General features: G+C 30.3%; 16 protein-coding genes and 1 tRNA gene. 11 read left to right on the top strand and 6 right to left on the bottom strand.

Going from position 1 to position 17,155, the window contains the following annotated elements:
- Positions 1–2: 2 nt before the first annotated feature.
- The 3 genes from CRV03_RS04875 to CRV03_RS04885 form a co-directional block, all read right to left on the bottom strand.
- Positions 3–746, bottom strand: a complete 744-nt coding sequence (locus CRV03_RS04875; RefSeq protein WP_129084028.1) for a (Fe-S)-binding protein — start codon at positions 744–746, stop codon at positions 3–5.
- Positions 747–832: 86 nt separating this feature from the next.
- Positions 833–1,411, bottom strand: a complete 579-nt coding sequence (locus tag CRV03_RS04880) for a class I SAM-dependent methyltransferase (protein ID WP_129084029.1) — start codon at positions 1,409–1,411, stop codon at positions 833–835.
- A complete protein-coding gene (locus tag CRV03_RS04885; RefSeq protein WP_129084030.1) occupies positions 1,408–1,842 on the bottom strand; it encodes a dCMP deaminase family protein in 435 nt (144 codons plus the stop codon). The genes CRV03_RS04880 and CRV03_RS04885 overlap by 4 nt, the downstream gene beginning before the upstream one ends.
- Positions 1,843–2,065: 223 nt before the next feature.
- On the opposite strand from CRV03_RS04885, the gene accB reads away from it, so the two are divergent.
- The 3 genes from accB to CRV03_RS04900 all read left to right on the top strand — a co-directional run bounded on the left by accB (position 2,066) and on the right by CRV03_RS04900 (position 5,601).
- Complete coding sequence (accB, locus tag CRV03_RS04890; protein WP_129084031.1) at positions 2,066–2,527, top strand: acetyl-CoA carboxylase biotin carboxyl carrier protein; 462 nt, start codon at positions 2,066–2,068, stop codon at positions 2,525–2,527.
- Positions 2,528–2,539: 12 nt separating this feature from the next.
- A complete protein-coding gene (locus CRV03_RS04895) occupies positions 2,540–3,892 on the top strand; it encodes an acetyl-CoA carboxylase biotin carboxylase subunit (RefSeq protein ID WP_129084032.1) in 1,353 nt (450 codons plus the stop codon).
- A 245-nt stretch (positions 3,893–4,137) separates the two neighbouring features.
- Complete coding sequence (locus tag CRV03_RS04900; protein WP_129084033.1) at positions 4,138–5,601, top strand: DEAD/DEAH box helicase; 1,464 nt, start codon at positions 4,138–4,140, stop codon at positions 5,599–5,601.
- A 25-nt stretch (positions 5,602–5,626) separates the two neighbouring features.
- Here the strand turns inward: CRV03_RS04900 and CRV03_RS04905 are convergent, their stop codons facing one another.
- A complete protein-coding gene (locus CRV03_RS04905; protein ID WP_129084034.1) occupies positions 5,627–5,836 on the bottom strand; it encodes a hypothetical protein in 210 nt (69 codons plus the stop codon).
- A gap of 279 nt (positions 5,837–6,115) precedes the next feature.
- Here CRV03_RS04905 and CRV03_RS04910 point away from each other — a divergent pair, with 279 nt between their 5' ends.
- The 8 genes from CRV03_RS04910 (at position 6,116) to CRV03_RS04945 (ending at position 14,827) form a co-directional block, all read left to right on the top strand.
- Positions 6,116–7,696 carry an inorganic phosphate transporter gene (locus CRV03_RS04910; RefSeq protein ID WP_258239008.1) on the top strand — a complete coding sequence of 527 codons (1,581 nt, stop codon included), beginning with the start codon at positions 6,116–6,118 and terminating at the stop codon, positions 7,694–7,696.
- A 70-nt stretch (positions 7,697–7,766) separates the two neighbouring features.
- The gene (locus CRV03_RS04915; RefSeq protein ID WP_258239017.1) at positions 7,767–8,669 is read left to right on the top strand and encodes an AEC family transporter; all 903 of its coding nucleotides are present in this window, start codon (positions 7,767–7,769) and stop codon (positions 8,667–8,669) included.
- Between the two features lie 2 nt (positions 8,670–8,671).
- Entirely contained in the window at positions 8,672–10,450 is a 1,779-nt protein-coding gene (gene asnB / locus CRV03_RS04920) for an asparagine synthase (glutamine-hydrolyzing) (protein WP_129084036.1), read from the top strand.
- A gap of 98 nt (positions 10,451–10,548) precedes the next feature.
- Complete coding sequence (locus tag CRV03_RS04925; protein ID WP_129084037.1) at positions 10,549–10,851, top strand: hypothetical protein; 303 nt, start codon at positions 10,549–10,551, stop codon at positions 10,849–10,851.
- 63 nt (positions 10,852–10,914) lie between these two features.
- A tRNA-Val gene (locus CRV03_RS04930) sits at positions 10,915–10,990 on the top strand.
- A gap of 93 nt (positions 10,991–11,083) precedes the next feature.
- Complete coding sequence (locus tag CRV03_RS04935) at positions 11,084–12,559, top strand: adenylate/guanylate cyclase domain-containing protein (protein WP_129084038.1); 1,476 nt, start codon at positions 11,084–11,086, stop codon at positions 12,557–12,559.
- Positions 12,556–13,605, top strand: coding sequence for a M48 family metallopeptidase (locus CRV03_RS04940; RefSeq protein ID WP_129084039.1), 1,050 nt, complete (start codon positions 12,556–12,558; stop codon positions 13,603–13,605). Before CRV03_RS04935 ends, CRV03_RS04940 begins: the two co-directional genes overlap by 4 nt.
- 130 nt (positions 13,606–13,735) lie before the next feature.
- Complete coding sequence (locus tag CRV03_RS04945; protein ID WP_129084040.1) at positions 13,736–14,827, top strand: TRAP transporter substrate-binding protein; 1,092 nt, start codon at positions 13,736–13,738, stop codon at positions 14,825–14,827.
- A 1-nt stretch (position 14,828) separates the two neighbouring features.
- On the opposite strand, the gene CRV03_RS04950 is transcribed toward CRV03_RS04945, so the two are convergent.
- Together CRV03_RS04950 and CRV03_RS04955 are read right to left on the bottom strand one after the other, a co-directional pair.
- On the bottom strand, positions 14,829–15,557 hold the full coding sequence (locus CRV03_RS04950) for a succinate dehydrogenase/fumarate reductase iron-sulfur subunit (protein ID WP_129084041.1): 729 nt from the start codon (positions 15,555–15,557) through the stop codon (positions 14,829–14,831).
- Positions 15,554–17,155 (bottom strand): FAD-binding protein, encoded by a 1,602-nt coding sequence (locus CRV03_RS04955; RefSeq protein ID WP_129084042.1) that lies wholly within the window; start codon positions 17,153–17,155, stop codon positions 15,554–15,556. Before CRV03_RS04955 ends, CRV03_RS04950 begins: the two co-directional genes overlap by 4 nt.

The following is a 17,155-nucleotide window of genomic DNA, read 5'->3' on the forward strand; positions in this document are numbered from 1 at the left end:
AATTAAACCTCCCCTGCAAGGATCTCAGTAATATGCATGATTTTTAAAGGTTTATTTTCTCTATTAACTAAACCTTGCATATGCATAAGACATGACATATCTGCACCTGTCATAATTTCAACATGTGAATCAATATGGTCTTTAATTCTATCTTTACCCATTGCAACAGAAATATCTTCTTCTGTTACAGAGAAAGTTCCACCAAAACCACAACACTCATCATCTCTGTTTAGTTCAACAATTTCTATTCCCTCTACTAAGTTAAGTAGGTTTTTTAGTTTATTGTTTTTAGGGATGTTAAGTTCACTTGGGCTTCCTAATTTTAAACCTCTATGACCATGACATGAGTTATGAACTCCTACTTTATGAGGGAAATAGGAGTCTATTTTTTCCACTTTTATAATGTCATGTAAAAACTCACAAACTTCATAAATAGAAGTTTTTACTTTGTTGTAGTCTTTGTCATCTTCATCAAAAAATGGTTTATAATGGTCTTTAACCATAGTTACACATGAACCAGTTGGAGCAACGATATAATCATATTTTTTGAAAATATCTACAAATCTAAGTGCTAATGTTTTCATATCTTTAGAGCAGCCTGAATTTGCCATTGGCTGCCCACAACAGGTTTGGTCCATTGGATACTCAACATCCATATCAAATTTCTTCAACAGTTTTAAAGTTGCCATCGAACTATTTGGATACAACTCATTCATAAAACAGGGAATAAATAAACCTACTTTCATTACCTAATCCTTAATTTTAGTTTACTTTATATTGTAAGTATATATTCTTGATATGAAAAACTTATGATATTTTTAAGTTTACTTAACTAATCAGTCAAGTGTTTTAGAAAAACAGTAATATCGTTATCTAAATAGTAATCTTTTATATGAATCTCTTTTCCTAAACCTTCACAAAAGTCTATTATCGTTTCACAAGAAACATTATTTAAACTATCTGCTTTTAAGAAGTTAAAGACAAAGCCTTTATTAGATGAAGCCAAGCAGTTTTCTATAAATCTAAACATCTGTTTTTTTCTAAGTATATTCATAGCTCCACTACAAATATAGTAGTCAGCTTTTGGTAGTTTATCTTTTACTATATCTCTAACCATAAACTTTTCGCTAGGAAATCTCTCTTTACTTAAAGTTACCATTCTTTGTTCTAAATCTAAGCCAATATAGTTTTTAGGTTTCAAGTTTGATTTCTTTAAATAATTTAAATACTCTGCAAAACCACAACCTGCATCAACAATAGAAGAATTTTTTATATCATCTTTTATAAATGAGTTTATAATTTCAAATCTAAGATATTGGGTAAACTGAGATTGCCAATGAACCCCTTGGGCACTTATTCCATATTTATCAATAGCTTTTTTATAAAATTTGTGATTGTCTATACCTATCATTTTATTTGTTCTATTACTACGCCATTATCTTTAATAAATTTTGAAACAACTTCAGAGTTTGTATGTTCATATGCTTTATCATAAACAATTCTTTTAATTCCTGCTGCTATTAAGTTTTTTGAACACTCACTACAAGGCTCTAAAGTTACATAAATTGTTGCATCTTCTATTGAGATACCTTTTCTTGCTGCCCAAATTAAAGCATTCATTTCAGCATGAATTTCATATGTTTTAGACCAATCATGGTGATCTTTTGTATATTCTCCATTCCAATGTGCACTACAATTAGTATATCCTGTTGGTGTTCCATTGTATCCCGTTGAAAGTATTCTTCCATCTTTTACAATAACAGCACCTACTTGTTTTGATACACACTTTGAAGCACTTGCTATTTCATGGGCAATATTTATAAAATTTCTATCACTTATCATTTAATTTTCCTAAAATAGTTTCATATTAATTTCATATAAATTACTCTTTAGTAGTAATTTTACAAAACTTCTAATTTTCTTTGATTTTTGCTATATTTTAACATTTTAATATGAGTTTTTGTCAAAAAAAAGCTAATTTTACCATATTTTGAAAAATTAGTACTAGGTTTTATAACATTTTTTATGGTATTATTTCCAAAAATTTAATTATAAAAGGTTAAACATGGATTTTAAAGAAATTAAAGAACTAATTAGAGTTTTTGATAAAAGTGAATTAAATAAATTAAAAGTTAAAGAAGGTGAATTTGAAGTAGCTATGCAAAAAGGTTTTGAAGGTGGAACTGTTGTAACAACTTCTGCACCTGCTGCTGTTGCTCCTGCTGCACAAGCACCTGTTGCTGCACCAGTTGCTGCTACAACTGAAGCTGCTCCTGCTGTACCAGCTGGTGACACTATCAACTCTCCAATGGTTGGAACATTCTATGCTGCGCCATCTCCAGAAGCTTCTGATTTTGTTAAAAAAGGAGATACAGTTAAAAAAGGTCAAACTTTATGTATCTTAGAAGCAATGAAAATTATGAATGAAGTTGAAGCTGAATTTGATTGTAAAATCGTTGATATCTTAGTTGAAAACGGAAACCCAGTTGAATATGATATGCCAATGTTCGTTGTAGAAAAACTATAATAAGAAGCTAACATGGCTGAAATTAAAAAAATTCTAATTGCTAATAGAGGTGAAATAGTTCAAAGAGCTATCAGAACTATTAGAGAAATGGGTAAAAAGTCTGTTGCTGTTTATTCTGCTGGAGATAAAAATGCTTCATACTTAAAACATGCAGATGAAGCAATTTGTATTGGTGATGTTAAGTCAATTGATTCATACTTAAATATCCCTGCAATTATTACTGCTGCTGAAATGACAGGTTGTGATGCAATTTTCCCAGGTTATGGTTTCTTATCAGAAAACCAAGACTTCGTTGAAATTTGTAGACTTCACAATATTAAATTTATTGGTCCATCTGTTGAAGTAATGGAAAAAATGGCTGATAAATCAAAAGCAAAAGATGAGATGATTAAAGCAGGTGTTCCAGTTGTTCCAGGTTCTGACGGTGCTGTTCACTCTGTTGAAGAAGGTAAAAAAGTTGCAAATGAAATTGGTTATCCAATCATGGCAAAAGCATCAGCAGGTGGTGGTGGTAGAGGTATGAGACTTATCGAATCTGAAGATAAGTTTGAACAATTATTTACTGCTGCGTCAAGTGAAGCATTAGCTGCCTTTGGTGATGGAACAATGTACCTTGAAAGATTTATCAATAAACCAAGACATATTGAGGTTCAAGTTGTTGGTGACTCTCATGGAAATGCTATTCATATTGGTGAAAGAGATTGCTCTTTACAAAGAAGACACCAAAAAGTTATTGAAGAATCACCTGCAATTTTATTAAATGATGAAACAAGAAAGCATTTACATGATGTTGCAGTTAAAGCTACAAAATACTTAAACTACGAAGGTGCTGGTACTTTTGAATTCCTAGCAGATGATAAACAAAACATCTACTTTATGGAAATGAATACTAGACTTCAAGTTGAACACCCAGTTTCAGAAATGGTTTCTGGAATTGATATTATTGAGCTTATGATTAAAGTAGCAGAAGGTGAAGAGTTACCACCACAAGAGTCTATTAAATTTAGAGGTCACTCTATTGAAGTTAGAATCACTGCTGAAGATCCAAACTCTTTCTTACCAAGTCCAGGTAAAGTAAAACAATGGTTCGTACCAGGTGGAAGAAACGTAAGAGTTGACTCTCATGTTTACGCAGGATATGTAGTACCTCCATACTATGACTCAATGATTGGTAAACTAATTGTTTGGGGAAGAGATAGAGAAAAAGCTATCAATATTATGAAAAGAGCTCTTAATGAGTTTGAAGTAGAAGGAATTAAAACTACAATTCCATTCCACCAAAAAATGATGGAAAATGAAGACTTCATTGCAAATAACTACGACACAAAATATCTAGAAGGTTACAAAAGCCTAGACGATATCTAAGAAGCTATAGAGGGTAAAACCTCTTAGTTTCATTCTTACAGCTTATATTTATATTAAATTAGATATAATCCGCAAAACTATACACAGATATATGCTATTTTTACTTTGAATCTCTAATTTCAAGGCCCTGCTTTCTTTCATTTAAGCATAAAGTTTTTAAATCTAGTTCTATTAATAGAAGAAGTTTATATAAGTGTATGTTTTAATAATATACTACGAAGTATAAACTAACCAAAAGGTAATAAATGACTTTTAATGAATTAAATTTCAAAGAAAACTTACAAAAAGCAATTGATGACGCAGGATTTAAAGAGCCAAGTCCTATCCAAAGAGACGCAATTCCAGTTGTTTTACAAGGTAAAGATATAGTAGGTCAAGCTCATACAGGTACAGGTAAGACTGCTGCATTTGGACTTCCAATTATTAATATGATGAAGTGCAACAAAAATGTTGAAGCAGTAGTAATTGTTCCTACAAGAGAACTTGCAATGCAAGTTTCTGATGAGCTATTTAGATTTGGTAAAAATCTAGGTATTAACACTGCTACAGTATATGGTGGACAATCATATTCAAGACAATTAAAGCATATCGACAATGCTGGTATCATTGTTGCAACTCCAGGTAGATTTTTAGATTTACTAAAGGGTGGAAAAATTAATATTAAACCATCATTTGTAGTTCTTGACGAAGCAGATGAAATGCTTGATATGGGATTCTTAGATGATATCAAAGAGATTTTCACTTATCTTCCAGATGAAAGACAAACACTTCTTTTCTCTGCAACTATGCCAAATGCAATTAAAAATCTTGCAAAAACAATTTTAAAAGAGCCAGAGTTTATCACGATTACTAAATCTGAGATTACTAACTCTAAAATCACACAAACTTTCTATGTAGTTGATGAACATGAAAGAGATGATGCTTTAATTAGATTATATGACTTTAAAAACCCTGATAAATCAATTATCTTCTGTAGAACTAAAAAAGAAGTAGATAGATTAGCTACATTCTTAGTATCTCAAGGTTTCTCAGCAAAAGGTCTTCATGGTGACATGGAACAAAGACAAAGAGAAGAAGCTATTAATGCATTCAAAAAAGGAAGACTTGAAGTTCTTATTGCAACAGATGTTGCTGCAAGAGGATTAGATGTAAATGATGTAACTCACGTATTTAACTACCATTTACCATTTGATTCAGAATCTTATGTACACAGAATTGGAAGAACAGGAAGAGCTGGTAAAGACGGTATGGCTGTTTCTATTGTTACTCCACATGAATTTAGAATGTTACAAAAAATTCAAAAAGCAACTGGTGGAAAACTAGAAGCTAAAGTTATTCCAAACGTAGAATCAGTAAAAGAAAAGAAAACTGATACTCTAAAAAGTAAAATTATTGAACAAAAAGTTTATGATTCAGGAATTGACTTAGTTGAAAGTATGAAAGAAGAGTACGATTTATCTACTATTGCTCATAAACTAGCTTCAATGCTTACTAATACTACTTACGTAAAAGGAAGTAACAACATTGGTAAGTCTGAAAAAGATATCACAAGATTATTCGAAAGAATGAAAGATGATAGAGGTGGAAGAGACTCTAGAGGTAGAAACGGTGGAAGAGGAAGAAATGGTCAAAGAAGATCTGGTTCTAGAAATAGAAGCGGAGGAAATGGTCACTCTGATTCATCAAGAAGAAGACCAAGAAGAAGATAATCTTCTTCTTGCTTCATTTTAACTACTAGCTATAGTAGTTTTTTAAAACTTTTTTAGCTTTCTTAAAAGCTGTTTTTGTATCCCTACCAAATCCTCTAAATGCTCCATCTTTATTAAAGAATTCAATCATTTGTAATTCACCTTTTTTGATGTCGATTACTCTAAAAATATCAAACTCTTTTTTTAGTTTTTCTACCTTTGGATTTTCATTGGCAGTTAAAATTCTAATACTCATTTATAACTCCTTTATGTATTTTCTCTATATTTTATTACCATTCTATAGAAAAAAGTACTTTTTGTCAAGTTTTTTATTACAATGAAGATATTTTTTTCAAAAAAATATGAAAAAAAGTATAGAAATTTGAAAAAAAGTGTAGAATATATTATAGAGATATAAAATATCTTAGTTAGTTTAGTAATATAAAGTTTAAGCTTACTTAAAGGTTGTGTAAGGATTTACCCAATACAATCCTACAAAATATTAGTTACAGAAAAGTTACACAAAGGGTATACGTTGGATATTAAAACAATTGATAAGTTCGACAAAGCTAGGGAAAAAACACTTCCAGGGTTTGCTAAGATATCTTTAGCACTATTATTTATGGCTATGGTTTTCTTGTGGTCATATACATCTCATGGAAATGTTCCTAATAATACGTTCTTAATTATTGGTGCAGTTTTTGGTGCATATATGGCTATGAACATTGGAGCAAATGATGTTGCAAACAATGTTGGTCCTGCTGTTGGTTCTAAAGCACTGACTTTGACTGCTGCAATTATAATTGCAGTAATATTTGAAGCAATGGGTGCATTTATTGCTGGTGGAGATGTTGTTAAAACAATCAAAAAAGGTATTATTGACCCTGCACTTATCTCTGACCCACAGATTTTTATTTGGGCTATGACTGCTGCTTTATTATCTGCTGCATTATGGCTTAACTTTGCTACATCAATTGGAGCACCTGTTTCAACAACTCACTCTATTGTTGGTGGAGTTATGGGAGCTGGTATTGCCGCAGCTGGATTTGCAATTGTTTCATGGGATACTATGGGTAAAATTGCAGCTTCTTGGGTAATATCTCCAGTTTTAGGTGGACTAATTGCAGCTGGTTTCCTTTATATAATAAAAACAAGAATAGTCTTTAAAAAGGATATGATAGCAGCAGCAAAAATTGTTGTTCCTTATTTAGTAGCATTTATGACTTGGGCATTCTCTACATACCTAATTTTAAAAGGTATTAAAAAACTAATTAAATTAGATTTCTTTACAGCTGCTGGAATTGCGCTTATAATTGCAGTTGCAGTTTACTATTTTGTAAGACCACTAATTACTAAAGCAGCTGAAAAACTTAGCAATGACAGAGATTCAGTAAACTCTTTATTTACTATTCCATTAATTTTTGCAGCAGCCCTACTTTCTTTTGCCCATGGAGCAAATGATGTTGCAAATGCTATTGGACCATTAGCAGCTATTAATGATGCTATTATAAGTCATGGAATTAACTCTAAAGTTGGTATTCCATTCTGGGTTATGGCAGTTGGTGCTCTTGGTATTGCAGTAGGTCTTGCACTATTTGGACCAAAGCTTATTAAGACAGTTGGTTCAGAGATTACTGAGCTTGACCAAATGAGAGCATTCTCTATTGCTATGGCTGCTGCTGTTACTGTAATTATTGCTTCTCAATTAGGACTTCCTGTCTCTTCAACTCATATTGCAGTTGGTGGGGTATTTGGTGTTGGTTTCCTAAGAGAGTACCTTGATTCATCAGAGAGCAAATTTATTGCAGACACTAGAAAAAGATTTAAAAAAGATAAAAAGATTTTAGATGGGTACCAAGAAGAGTTAGATACGTTAGAGAACCTAGATAAAAAGAGTAAAGCTGACTATGTAAGAATTGCTGAACTTTATAAATTAATTGATGAAAAAGTTGACCAAGTAAAACAAGAAAAAAGAGATTTCAAACAAGCTAAGAGAGTAAAATATGTAAAAAGAGATGCGGTTAAGAAAATTGTAGCTGCATGGGTTATTACTGTTCCTGCTGCTGCTTGTTTATCTGCTGCTATCTTCTTCATGATTAAAGGTATCATGAACTAAAAGCTAACAAACTACTTTATTTTGATAAAATTCCTTTTTTAATTAAAAGGAATTTATCATAGACGCTCTTATTTCCGTTGCTACAATCTATATTCTTATTGTTATTGGTTTTGTTTTTAAACGTAGTTTTAAAGATCAAGTAAACGAAAAGAGTTTTGTACTTCTAAACCTATATTTCTTACAACCTATACTTATTTTTTGGGGATTAACAAGAGCTCCTATAAATGATGAATTTATAATTTCACCTTTAATTTATGCAGTTGCTGTATTTATCACACTATTTTTTGCTTTCTTTTATTCAAAGAAAATCTTTAAAGACTATCAAGACCGTTCTATCTTTTTAGCTTCATCTCTTGTTGGAAATACAGGGAACTTAGGTATTCCACTGGGAATTGCTCTTTTTGGTGAAGCTTCAGTTCCATATACTTCTATTTTAAATATTGCAAATATGTTTTATATCTATATCTTTTCAGTTTACTTCTTTGCAGGTGAGAAGTTTAAATTCACTGATGCTTTAAAAGAGATATTTAAAATACCAGCTATTCATGCAGCTATTTTAGCTATTTTATTTAATTACTATGGTTTCTCTTTAAATGCAAACTTTGAAAAAGTATTTACAATGGGAGCGTACGCAGCAATAGTTATGCAACTTGTTGTATTTGGTATCTTTATGTCACAAGTAAAAGTAAAAAGTGCTAACTGGAATTTATCTATAAATATCACTTTGTTTAAACATATTATCTTACCTATCATTGGTCTATTTGTGATTGTTTATTTTAAAATTGACCCTTTTGTTGGTGCAATTATCTTTTTAGAATTAATCGTCCCCCTTGCAGTTAATAATGTAAATCTATCAGCTTTATACAACTGTAAACCTATAGATACAACTTTTGCAGTAATTATTAGTACCTTAAGTTTTATTGGTTTTATGGCTGTTTATATTATCATTATTGATAAGTTTTTTGGAGTATAAAGATGTGTGGTATTTTAGGAGCTAACTTTTTATCAAACAATTTTAAAGAGGCTTTAGAAAATTTAAACAATAGAGGTCCTGATTATAACTCTTCACTAAAAATAAAAGACAAAGAATTTGGTCACACAAGATTAGCAATTATTGATTTAGACAATGAAGCAAATCAACCAATGGTTTTTGATGATATTCTAATTGTTTTTAATGGAGAAATCTATAACTATCAAGAACTAATACAAGAAGAGGCTTTAGAGTGTAAAACCTCATCGGATACAGAAGTTCTAATAAGACTTTATCAAAAGTACGAAGAAGACTTTTTAAACAAGATAAATGGTATGTTCTCTTTTTGCCTTTATGATATGAAAAAAGAGAAATACTTTTGTGCAAGGGATAGATATGGGAAGAAACCATTTTTCTACTACCACAAAGACAATAAGTTTATCTTCTCTTCTTCTATAAACTCTATTATAAAGCTACTAGGAAGTACTCCAAAGCTAAATAAAGTAGCCCTTAGCCAATATGTTCAATATTTTGTACCAATCGCTCCTAATACTTTCTATCAAGATATAAACTCTCTTGAAGCAGCAACGTACTTTACTTTACAAAACAATGATTTAAAAAAGAAAAGATACTATAAAATCAATACCTACAAAGCTGTAAAAGATGAAAGTGAAGCCCTAGAAAAGATAGAAGAGACTTTAATCAAAAGTATTGAAGCAAGGCTTGTTTCAGATGTAGAAGTTGGAAGTTTACTTAGTGGTGGAGTTGATAGCTCACTTGTATCTGCTTTATACTCTAAGATTACAAACAAACAAATCAATACTTTCTCAGTAGGATATAGTGAATATAAAAACTATTGTGAACTAGATTATGCAGATATTACAGCAAAACATATAAACTCAAACCACACAAGACTTGAAATAGGAAAAGATGATTTTATAAACTACTTTGAAGATACTTTAACTGCACTTGAACAACCCCATGCAGATAGTGCAGCAGTTCCACTTAATATACTTACTAATAAAATTCATCAAACAGGAATAAAAACTGTTTTAAGTGGAGAAGGAAGTGATGAGCTGTTTTTAGGATATGACAACTATGCAAAGTTTTTAGGTTATTATGATTTTGCAAAGACATTAGACAATGGGCAAAATGAGTTTTTAAACTCTATTATTAGTGCCTTACAAAACAATACAAAAGAGAGTGAATACTTAAGAAGAGTAGTTAAAAAACAAAATATCTATAACTCTTTTGGTGAAATATATTCAGATATCCAAAAAAGAAAACTATTTAAAAAAGTACCTACTTTTAAAACAGAAAATCCTAAAAAAGACCCCGTTGATTGGATGAGTTATATTGATTTAAAAATATGGCTAGGAGAAGCTCTTCTAAGTAAGGTTGACCGTATCTCTATGCGAAACTCGTTAGAGGTTAGAACTCCATTTTTAGACTATAGACTAGTAAATCTTGCTTTTAACATTGATTCAAAGCTAAAAGTTGGGGATACAAACAAGTATCTTCTAAAAAAGATTGCTTTAAAATATATTCCAGAACAAATAGTAAATCGTACAAAAAAAGGTTTTAACTCGCCATTTAATGAATGGATTCACCAAGAGTATAAAGACTCTATTTTACAAACTATTCTAGATGTAAATAAAGAAACAAACCTTTTTAACGAAGAGTATTTGAAACATATCTATACTCTTTCTTCACAAAGAAAGTTCAAACAACATCTATGGACTATCTATATCTTTTCTAAATGGTTTAAAAAAATATATCTATAGTAAATAAGTAAAGTTTTAATAAGTTGTAAGAATATATAATACAACGAATAATATTTATCACCTAATAATATTATTTAGAAAACTTGAAGGATTTTAGTATGAGTTTACTAATCCCTGTAGATTCAAATAGAAGGCATGAAGCCCTATTAACTACACTAGATGCACTTGAATACTGGGCCTTTGTTGAATTAAACGAAGGACAAATAGAAAACTGTAAGTTTTATAAAGATAAAGATGAAATAAATGCTTTCATTGAGACAGTTGTTGTTCAAAATGACCAAGAGTATGTTTGGCAATTTCAACAAGAAAATGCTTCTGTTTTAGTAGCTCCTACTCAAAGAAGTATTGATGAAATAGTTGAAGCTTATTTATTTAGTGAACTTCACGAACTTAAAAGATAACATATTTTATTAAGTACCTCAGACTTATCACAACTTTTCTTCTGTTGTGATAGTCCTTTTTTTGACCGTGTAGCTCAGTTGGTAGAGCACTACGTTGACATCGTAGTTGTCGTTGGTTCAAGTCCAATCATGGTCACCACCTTACTGGCAACAAAATAAATAATAATTTTATATATTGACCTAACTATAAACAAAATACACTATAATTCCGATTATCTATACAAGGTAGCTAGTGGGGATTTTAAGTATTAAAAATAAAATAACTGAATTAAAAAATAGATTATACATATTATTAAAAAATGGTGGAATAAAACTTAAGCTTATTGGGTTTACTATTGCTATTATTATTACTACTGTAGTTATTCTAAGTTCTATTATTATTAAGCTTATGACAGACTCTATTGAGAAAAAGTCTTTTGATGTAGTAAATAGTTCGATTACTCATATTGCTAACTTTTCTAGACAAGCCTTATTAGAAAGAACATATGAGAACAAACTTAATCTAAGTGAGCTTGTTAAAAAGATTGAACAATCTAAAATAGATGGTTTTTTAGATATATCTATATATCAACGACAAAAGATTGAAAACACTAATAAATTTACATATCTAACTGGTTTTAAAAAAAATAAAGAAGCTATCTACTTAAGTGATGAAGAGTTACATAAACAGTTAACTAGTGCAAACTCTGAATCAATACTAAAAAAAGATATTTTAATAAACAACAATACAAAAGCCTATCAATTTACAAGACCTATTCTTTATACTTTTAAAGAGCAAACTATTCTTTTAGGAGCAGTAGTCCTAAAATATGATAAAGAGGCTATCTATGGAATTATAAATAAAGTAATAAATATCTCTATCTTGACTGCTCTTATTTTTATCTTTATTGCAACAATGATTGTATATTTCTTTGGATTGAAATTTACTCGTCCTATATTAGAAATAACAGCTGCTGCAAACAAAGTCTCAAAAGGAGACTTAAATCTTGAACTAAATATTAATACAGCAGATGAGATTGGTGTTTTATCTGAGCAGTTTAATACTATGATAAATGGATTAAGAGAACGTAATCATATGCAGAAGTTTGTTTCTGGTTCTACAATAAGCATGATTCAAGAGGATACAAAACAAGAGCTTCTATTAGGAGGTGAGTATCGTACGCAAACTTTCCTTTTCTCTGATATTAGAGGTTTTACTCAAATGAGTGAAGAAAAGACTCCAAGCGAAGTTGTAGAGATAGTTAACTTCTATCTAAATTTACAAGCTGAGATTATAAAGAAAAACAATGGAGATATAGACAAATTCATTGGAGATGAAGTTATGGCTTCTTTTACAGGAGATAATAGTCTAGAAGATGCTATAAATGCTGCAATTGAGATTCAAAATAGTATCTCTAAACAAAATATATATAGAAAAGAACAAAAGCATACAATATGCAATGTAGGAATTGGAATAAACAAAGGTGAAGCTATCGTTGGAAATGTAGGAGCACACGAACGTATGGACTTTACATCAATGGGTTCAGCAGTTAATCTTGCAGCTAGACTTTGTTCCCATGCAAAAGCAAATGAAATCTTAGTAGAAAATACTCTTATTGAAAAACTAGATAATAAATATAAAACTAATCCAATAGAGCCTTTAAAAGTAAAAGGGTTTTCTCAAGCTATTAAAGTAAGCTCAATTGTCTTCAAGGAAAATATGCCATGAAAAGAATAATGCCATTTTTAATCACACTTCTTATACCTTTTTTATTTACAGCTTGTTCACTTGTTTCAGTGAATTCTCTTTCTGCTGAAAAAAAGTTTGAAATATATCATAGTGTTGTTAATGAAATAGAGAGTTATAAAAAAGAAGGTGATATTCACTTAAAAAACAAATATTACCACAAGGCTATTCTTGCATATGAAAAAGTTAATTTCTATGAAGCAAAAGAGGTTTACTCTAAAGAATATATAAACAATTTAAAAAATAGAGCCTCATATAATGCTAAGTACTTTTTGAAAAAAGCTCATGCAAATGCTAAAAAAAATAAAATAAAATCCTTATACTATATAAATATAACAATGCGTAATAACCCTACTTTAAAAGAAGCTATTAAATTAAAAGAGACCCTTCTTGAAGATGCAAAGGTAAAAAGCTTTATAAATAAAAAAGAACAAAAAGTTCAAAATCTACTAAATAAAAACAAAATGACGGTTTATCACACTCGCTCTTTAAATAATAGTGTAAAGAAACTAGTTAAATATGATGACTTCAATCCTATAGCAATGAAAGCAAAAAGTATAATAAAAAACTCTTATAAAGGACTAGTTAAAAATAGTATCTCTCTTTATAATAAAAAGAACTATTCTCAAGCAAAAAAAGAGTTCAATTTATTAAGCTCTATTTACCAAGAAGATAAAACAATCAATAATTATCTGCACTATATTAAACAAAAAGAGTTAATAGAAGAAGCGAAATCATATTTAGCAAATAAAAACTATAATAAAGCATCAAAAGTTGCAAAAGAAGTTTTAAAGATTAATCAAAACAACCAAGAAGCAAAAGAGATAATAAGTGCTTCTAAAGTTGCGAAGTGCGATATGACAGGAACCCTTGAAGCAAAAGGAATTAATCTTTATATAAAACAAAACTTTGATGAGGCCAAGATAACTTTTGAGAAGATAATTGCTTGCCATCCAGAAAATAGAAGAGCCCATGCTTATCTTAAAAAAATAAACCAACAACTAAATACAATCAAAAAGTTACGATAAGTAGTTTAATAATATGATTTATAATATTTATAGCTATGAAATAAGAGAGTATTGGTTAAAATAGCCCTACTAAAATTAGTAGTCAATATTAGTATAACTTATAAATGGCTACTAAGAAAAAAGGGAAAAGATGAAAAAACTTACACTTCTTTTTGTCTCATTAGCTGTTCTTTTTACAGGTTGTAATGATACAAAGAAACAAGGAACAAAGAAAGAGGAGAAGCAAAAAGTAAGAAGCTATACTCTTACTATGGCTACAACATGGGGACCTACACTATCACCATTAATTGATTCAGCACGTAATATGGCAAAATATGCTGAAACTATGTCAAATGGAAGATTAAAAATTAGAGTTGATGCTTCTAATAAACATAAGTCACCACTTGGTATTTTAGATATGGTAAAAGGTGGTCAGTACGATATGGGTCACTCTGCTTCATATTACTGGAAAGGTAAAGATATTGCAGCACTTCCTTTTACTTCTATGCCTTTTGGTATGACTGCACCTGAGCAGTATGCATGGTTTTATGAAGGTGGTGGTTTAGAGCTTATGCAAAAAGTTTACTCAAAACATGGACTACTTTCATTTCCAGGGGGAAGTACTGGAGTTCAAATGGGTGGATGGTTTAAAGAAGAGATTAAATCTTTAGAAGACTTACAAGGTCTTAGGATGAGAATTCCTGGTTTTGCTGGTGAGATTATGGCTAAACTTGGTGTTCAAGTTACAAATATTGCTCCAGGAGAGCTTTATACTGCTTTAGATAGAAATACTATTGATGCTTTAGAATGGGTTGGTCCATCTATGGATATAGGAATGGGATTCCATAGAATTGCTTCATACTACTATACAGGTTGGCATGAACCAGCTTCAGAAATGCAGTTTTTAATCAATAAAAAGACTTTTGATAAGTTACCAAAAGATTTACAAGAAATTTTAGTACTTACAATTAGAACAGCGGCATATGATATGTATATCCAAAACTATGATATGAATGCAAAAGCTTGGAAAAAGATGAAAGCAGAACATCCAAATATTCAAGTAAAAACATTCCCTAAAGAGATTATGGATGAGATGAAAAAAGCAAATGCTGAACTAAGAGCAGAACTAGGAGCAAAATCTCCTGAGTTAAAAGAGATTTTAGACCACCAAGATGCTTATATGAAAGATGTAAGAGAGTGGACTGAGATGTCTGATTATTTATATATTAAAAATAATCTATAAACTAAAACCCATTGGGATTAAAACCTCCCATTGGGTCAAATCCACTATTAAAACTATTATAGTTTTGCATACTCTTATCTTCAAAACCACTTTGAGCTGATTTCATTCTAAGGTTTGTTATATCCATCTTTGGATCAATTGCCTGAGGGCATACAAAAGTACAGTTTCCACATAAAGTACAATCCCAAATACCATCTTCTTGAATAGAGGCTAAAATAGCTAGTTTATCACCCTCTTTTTTATCATCTACGTATCTTAAAGCTCTTGTTAAAGCGTATGGTCCTAAGAAGTTTTCATTTACTTCATAAATAGGACATGAGCTATAACAACTTTGACATAAAATACAGTTACTTTGTCTCTCTATTTGCTTTTCATCTTTTATTGAAATGCTTACATCTTCTTTTTTATGTAAGAAGCTATTTGTTTTAGTTAAAAGCTCTTCTTCCTTTGAAGTATCAACTACTAAATCCTTTAAGACTTCGTAGTTTTTAAGTGGTTCAACTAAATCATTCTCTTTTAATTTTGTTTTACAGGCTAATCTTTCTTGACCATTTACTCTTACAGAACAACAGCCACAAACTCCACTTCTACAACCATGTTTAAAAGTTAAAGTAGAGTCTTTATCTTGTTTTATTTCAACAAGATTTTCTAAAAGTGTTTTATTCTCTTTCACTTCAAACTCTTCAATAAGAGTTTTCTCTTGATTAAATCTACTTACTTTTATTTTCATACTGCGTCTTCATAGGAAATAATATCTTGCTCTTTTTCATACTTTACAATACTAATCTTTGCAAACTCTTCTTTTTCTTCTTTAAAGTCTGTTCTAAAATGTGCCCCTCTACTCTCTTTTCTCTCTAAAGCACACTTAGCTATTAGTTTTGCCATATAAACAGACTCTTTAAACTCTAAGAACTCAATAAAGCTTTTATTATATACCCTACTTTTATCTTCTATTGTAGAGACTTTTAATTTTTGCTCTAACTCCTCTAAATAAGATAATAAAGTTTTCATACTAATTTCATCTTTAAATACTCCAAGAGCTTTAAAAAGTCTCTCTCCAAACTCTTTTTTCTCTTTAGAGACATTTATTATATTTTTATTTGAAAGTATATCTTCTATACTTTTTTCAAAATCTACTGTTTTGATATCTTCTTTTATAGTTGCACTTTGCAAGTTTTGATAAGCACTATTTCCAGCTTTTTTTGCTAAGTAAATAACTTCTAATAAAGAGTTACCACCTAACCTATTTGCTCCATGTACGTTTCCTTGGGCACACTCTCCACATACAAAAAGGTTTTTAAGTGATGTTTTTGCATTTTCATCACATAAAATACCACCCATACTATAATGAGCAGCACTAACTATAGGCAATAACTCTTTTGAGATATCTATATCTTTAAATGTTTTTGCAAGTTGTTTTTCCTGAGGAAGAAGTTCATTTATTAGTTTTTCATCAAGATGTCTTAAATCTAAAAAGACCTTTTCATTGTTTAATAGTTTTTCACTTATAGCCCTTGAAACTTCATCCCTTGATTTTAATTCATCAATAAATCGATTACCTTCTTCATCAACTAAATAAGCACCTTCAGCTCTAGCACTTTCACTTATTAAAGTATTTGTTCCTTCTATAGCTGTTGGGTGAAACTGTACAAACTCTAGATTTGATAAAGTTGCTTCATTTTTATAAGCTTTTACTAAAGCTTCTGAGGTAGTAAAACTTGAATTTGTAGTATTGTTTTCATAGATTCCTGCATAACCACCACTTGCTAAGATTACGTTCTTTGCATAAATCTTTATCACATCCAATGTTTTAATATCTAAAAATACAGCCCCATAAATACTCTCATCTTCTTTTATAAAATCTAAAAGAAAATACTCATTTAGAAACTCTATTTTATTTTTAATACATTGGTCATAAAGTGTATGTAAGATTTTCAAACCTGTATAGTCTGAGCTATAACAGGTTCTTTTAGCTTTTGTTCCACCAAATTTTCTTTGGGCTATACTGTTTCGTTCATCTTTTGAAAATGGTACTGCTATGTCATCTAGCCAAGTAATTATCTCTTTTGATGCTTGGCACATCTTTTTTATATTACTTTTACTTGCAATACCTTTAGAAGCTGTAAAAGTATCTTCTATAAACTTTTCTATTGAATCATTTTTAGTAGTTTCTAATACAGCATTTATTCCACCTTGTGCTTGACAAGTTTGTGAGTTAGTAGGATAACACTTAGAAACTACAGTTACTCTTGTATTATTTACTTTTGCTTCTAATGCAGCTGTTAATCCAGCTCCTCCTGAACCAATTACAAGTATATCTGTTGTCAT

Origin of the sequence: Arcobacter sp. F155, from assembly GCF_004116455.1 — a bacterium.
Lineage (GTDB): Bacteria > Campylobacterota > Campylobacteria > Campylobacterales > Arcobacteraceae > Halarcobacter.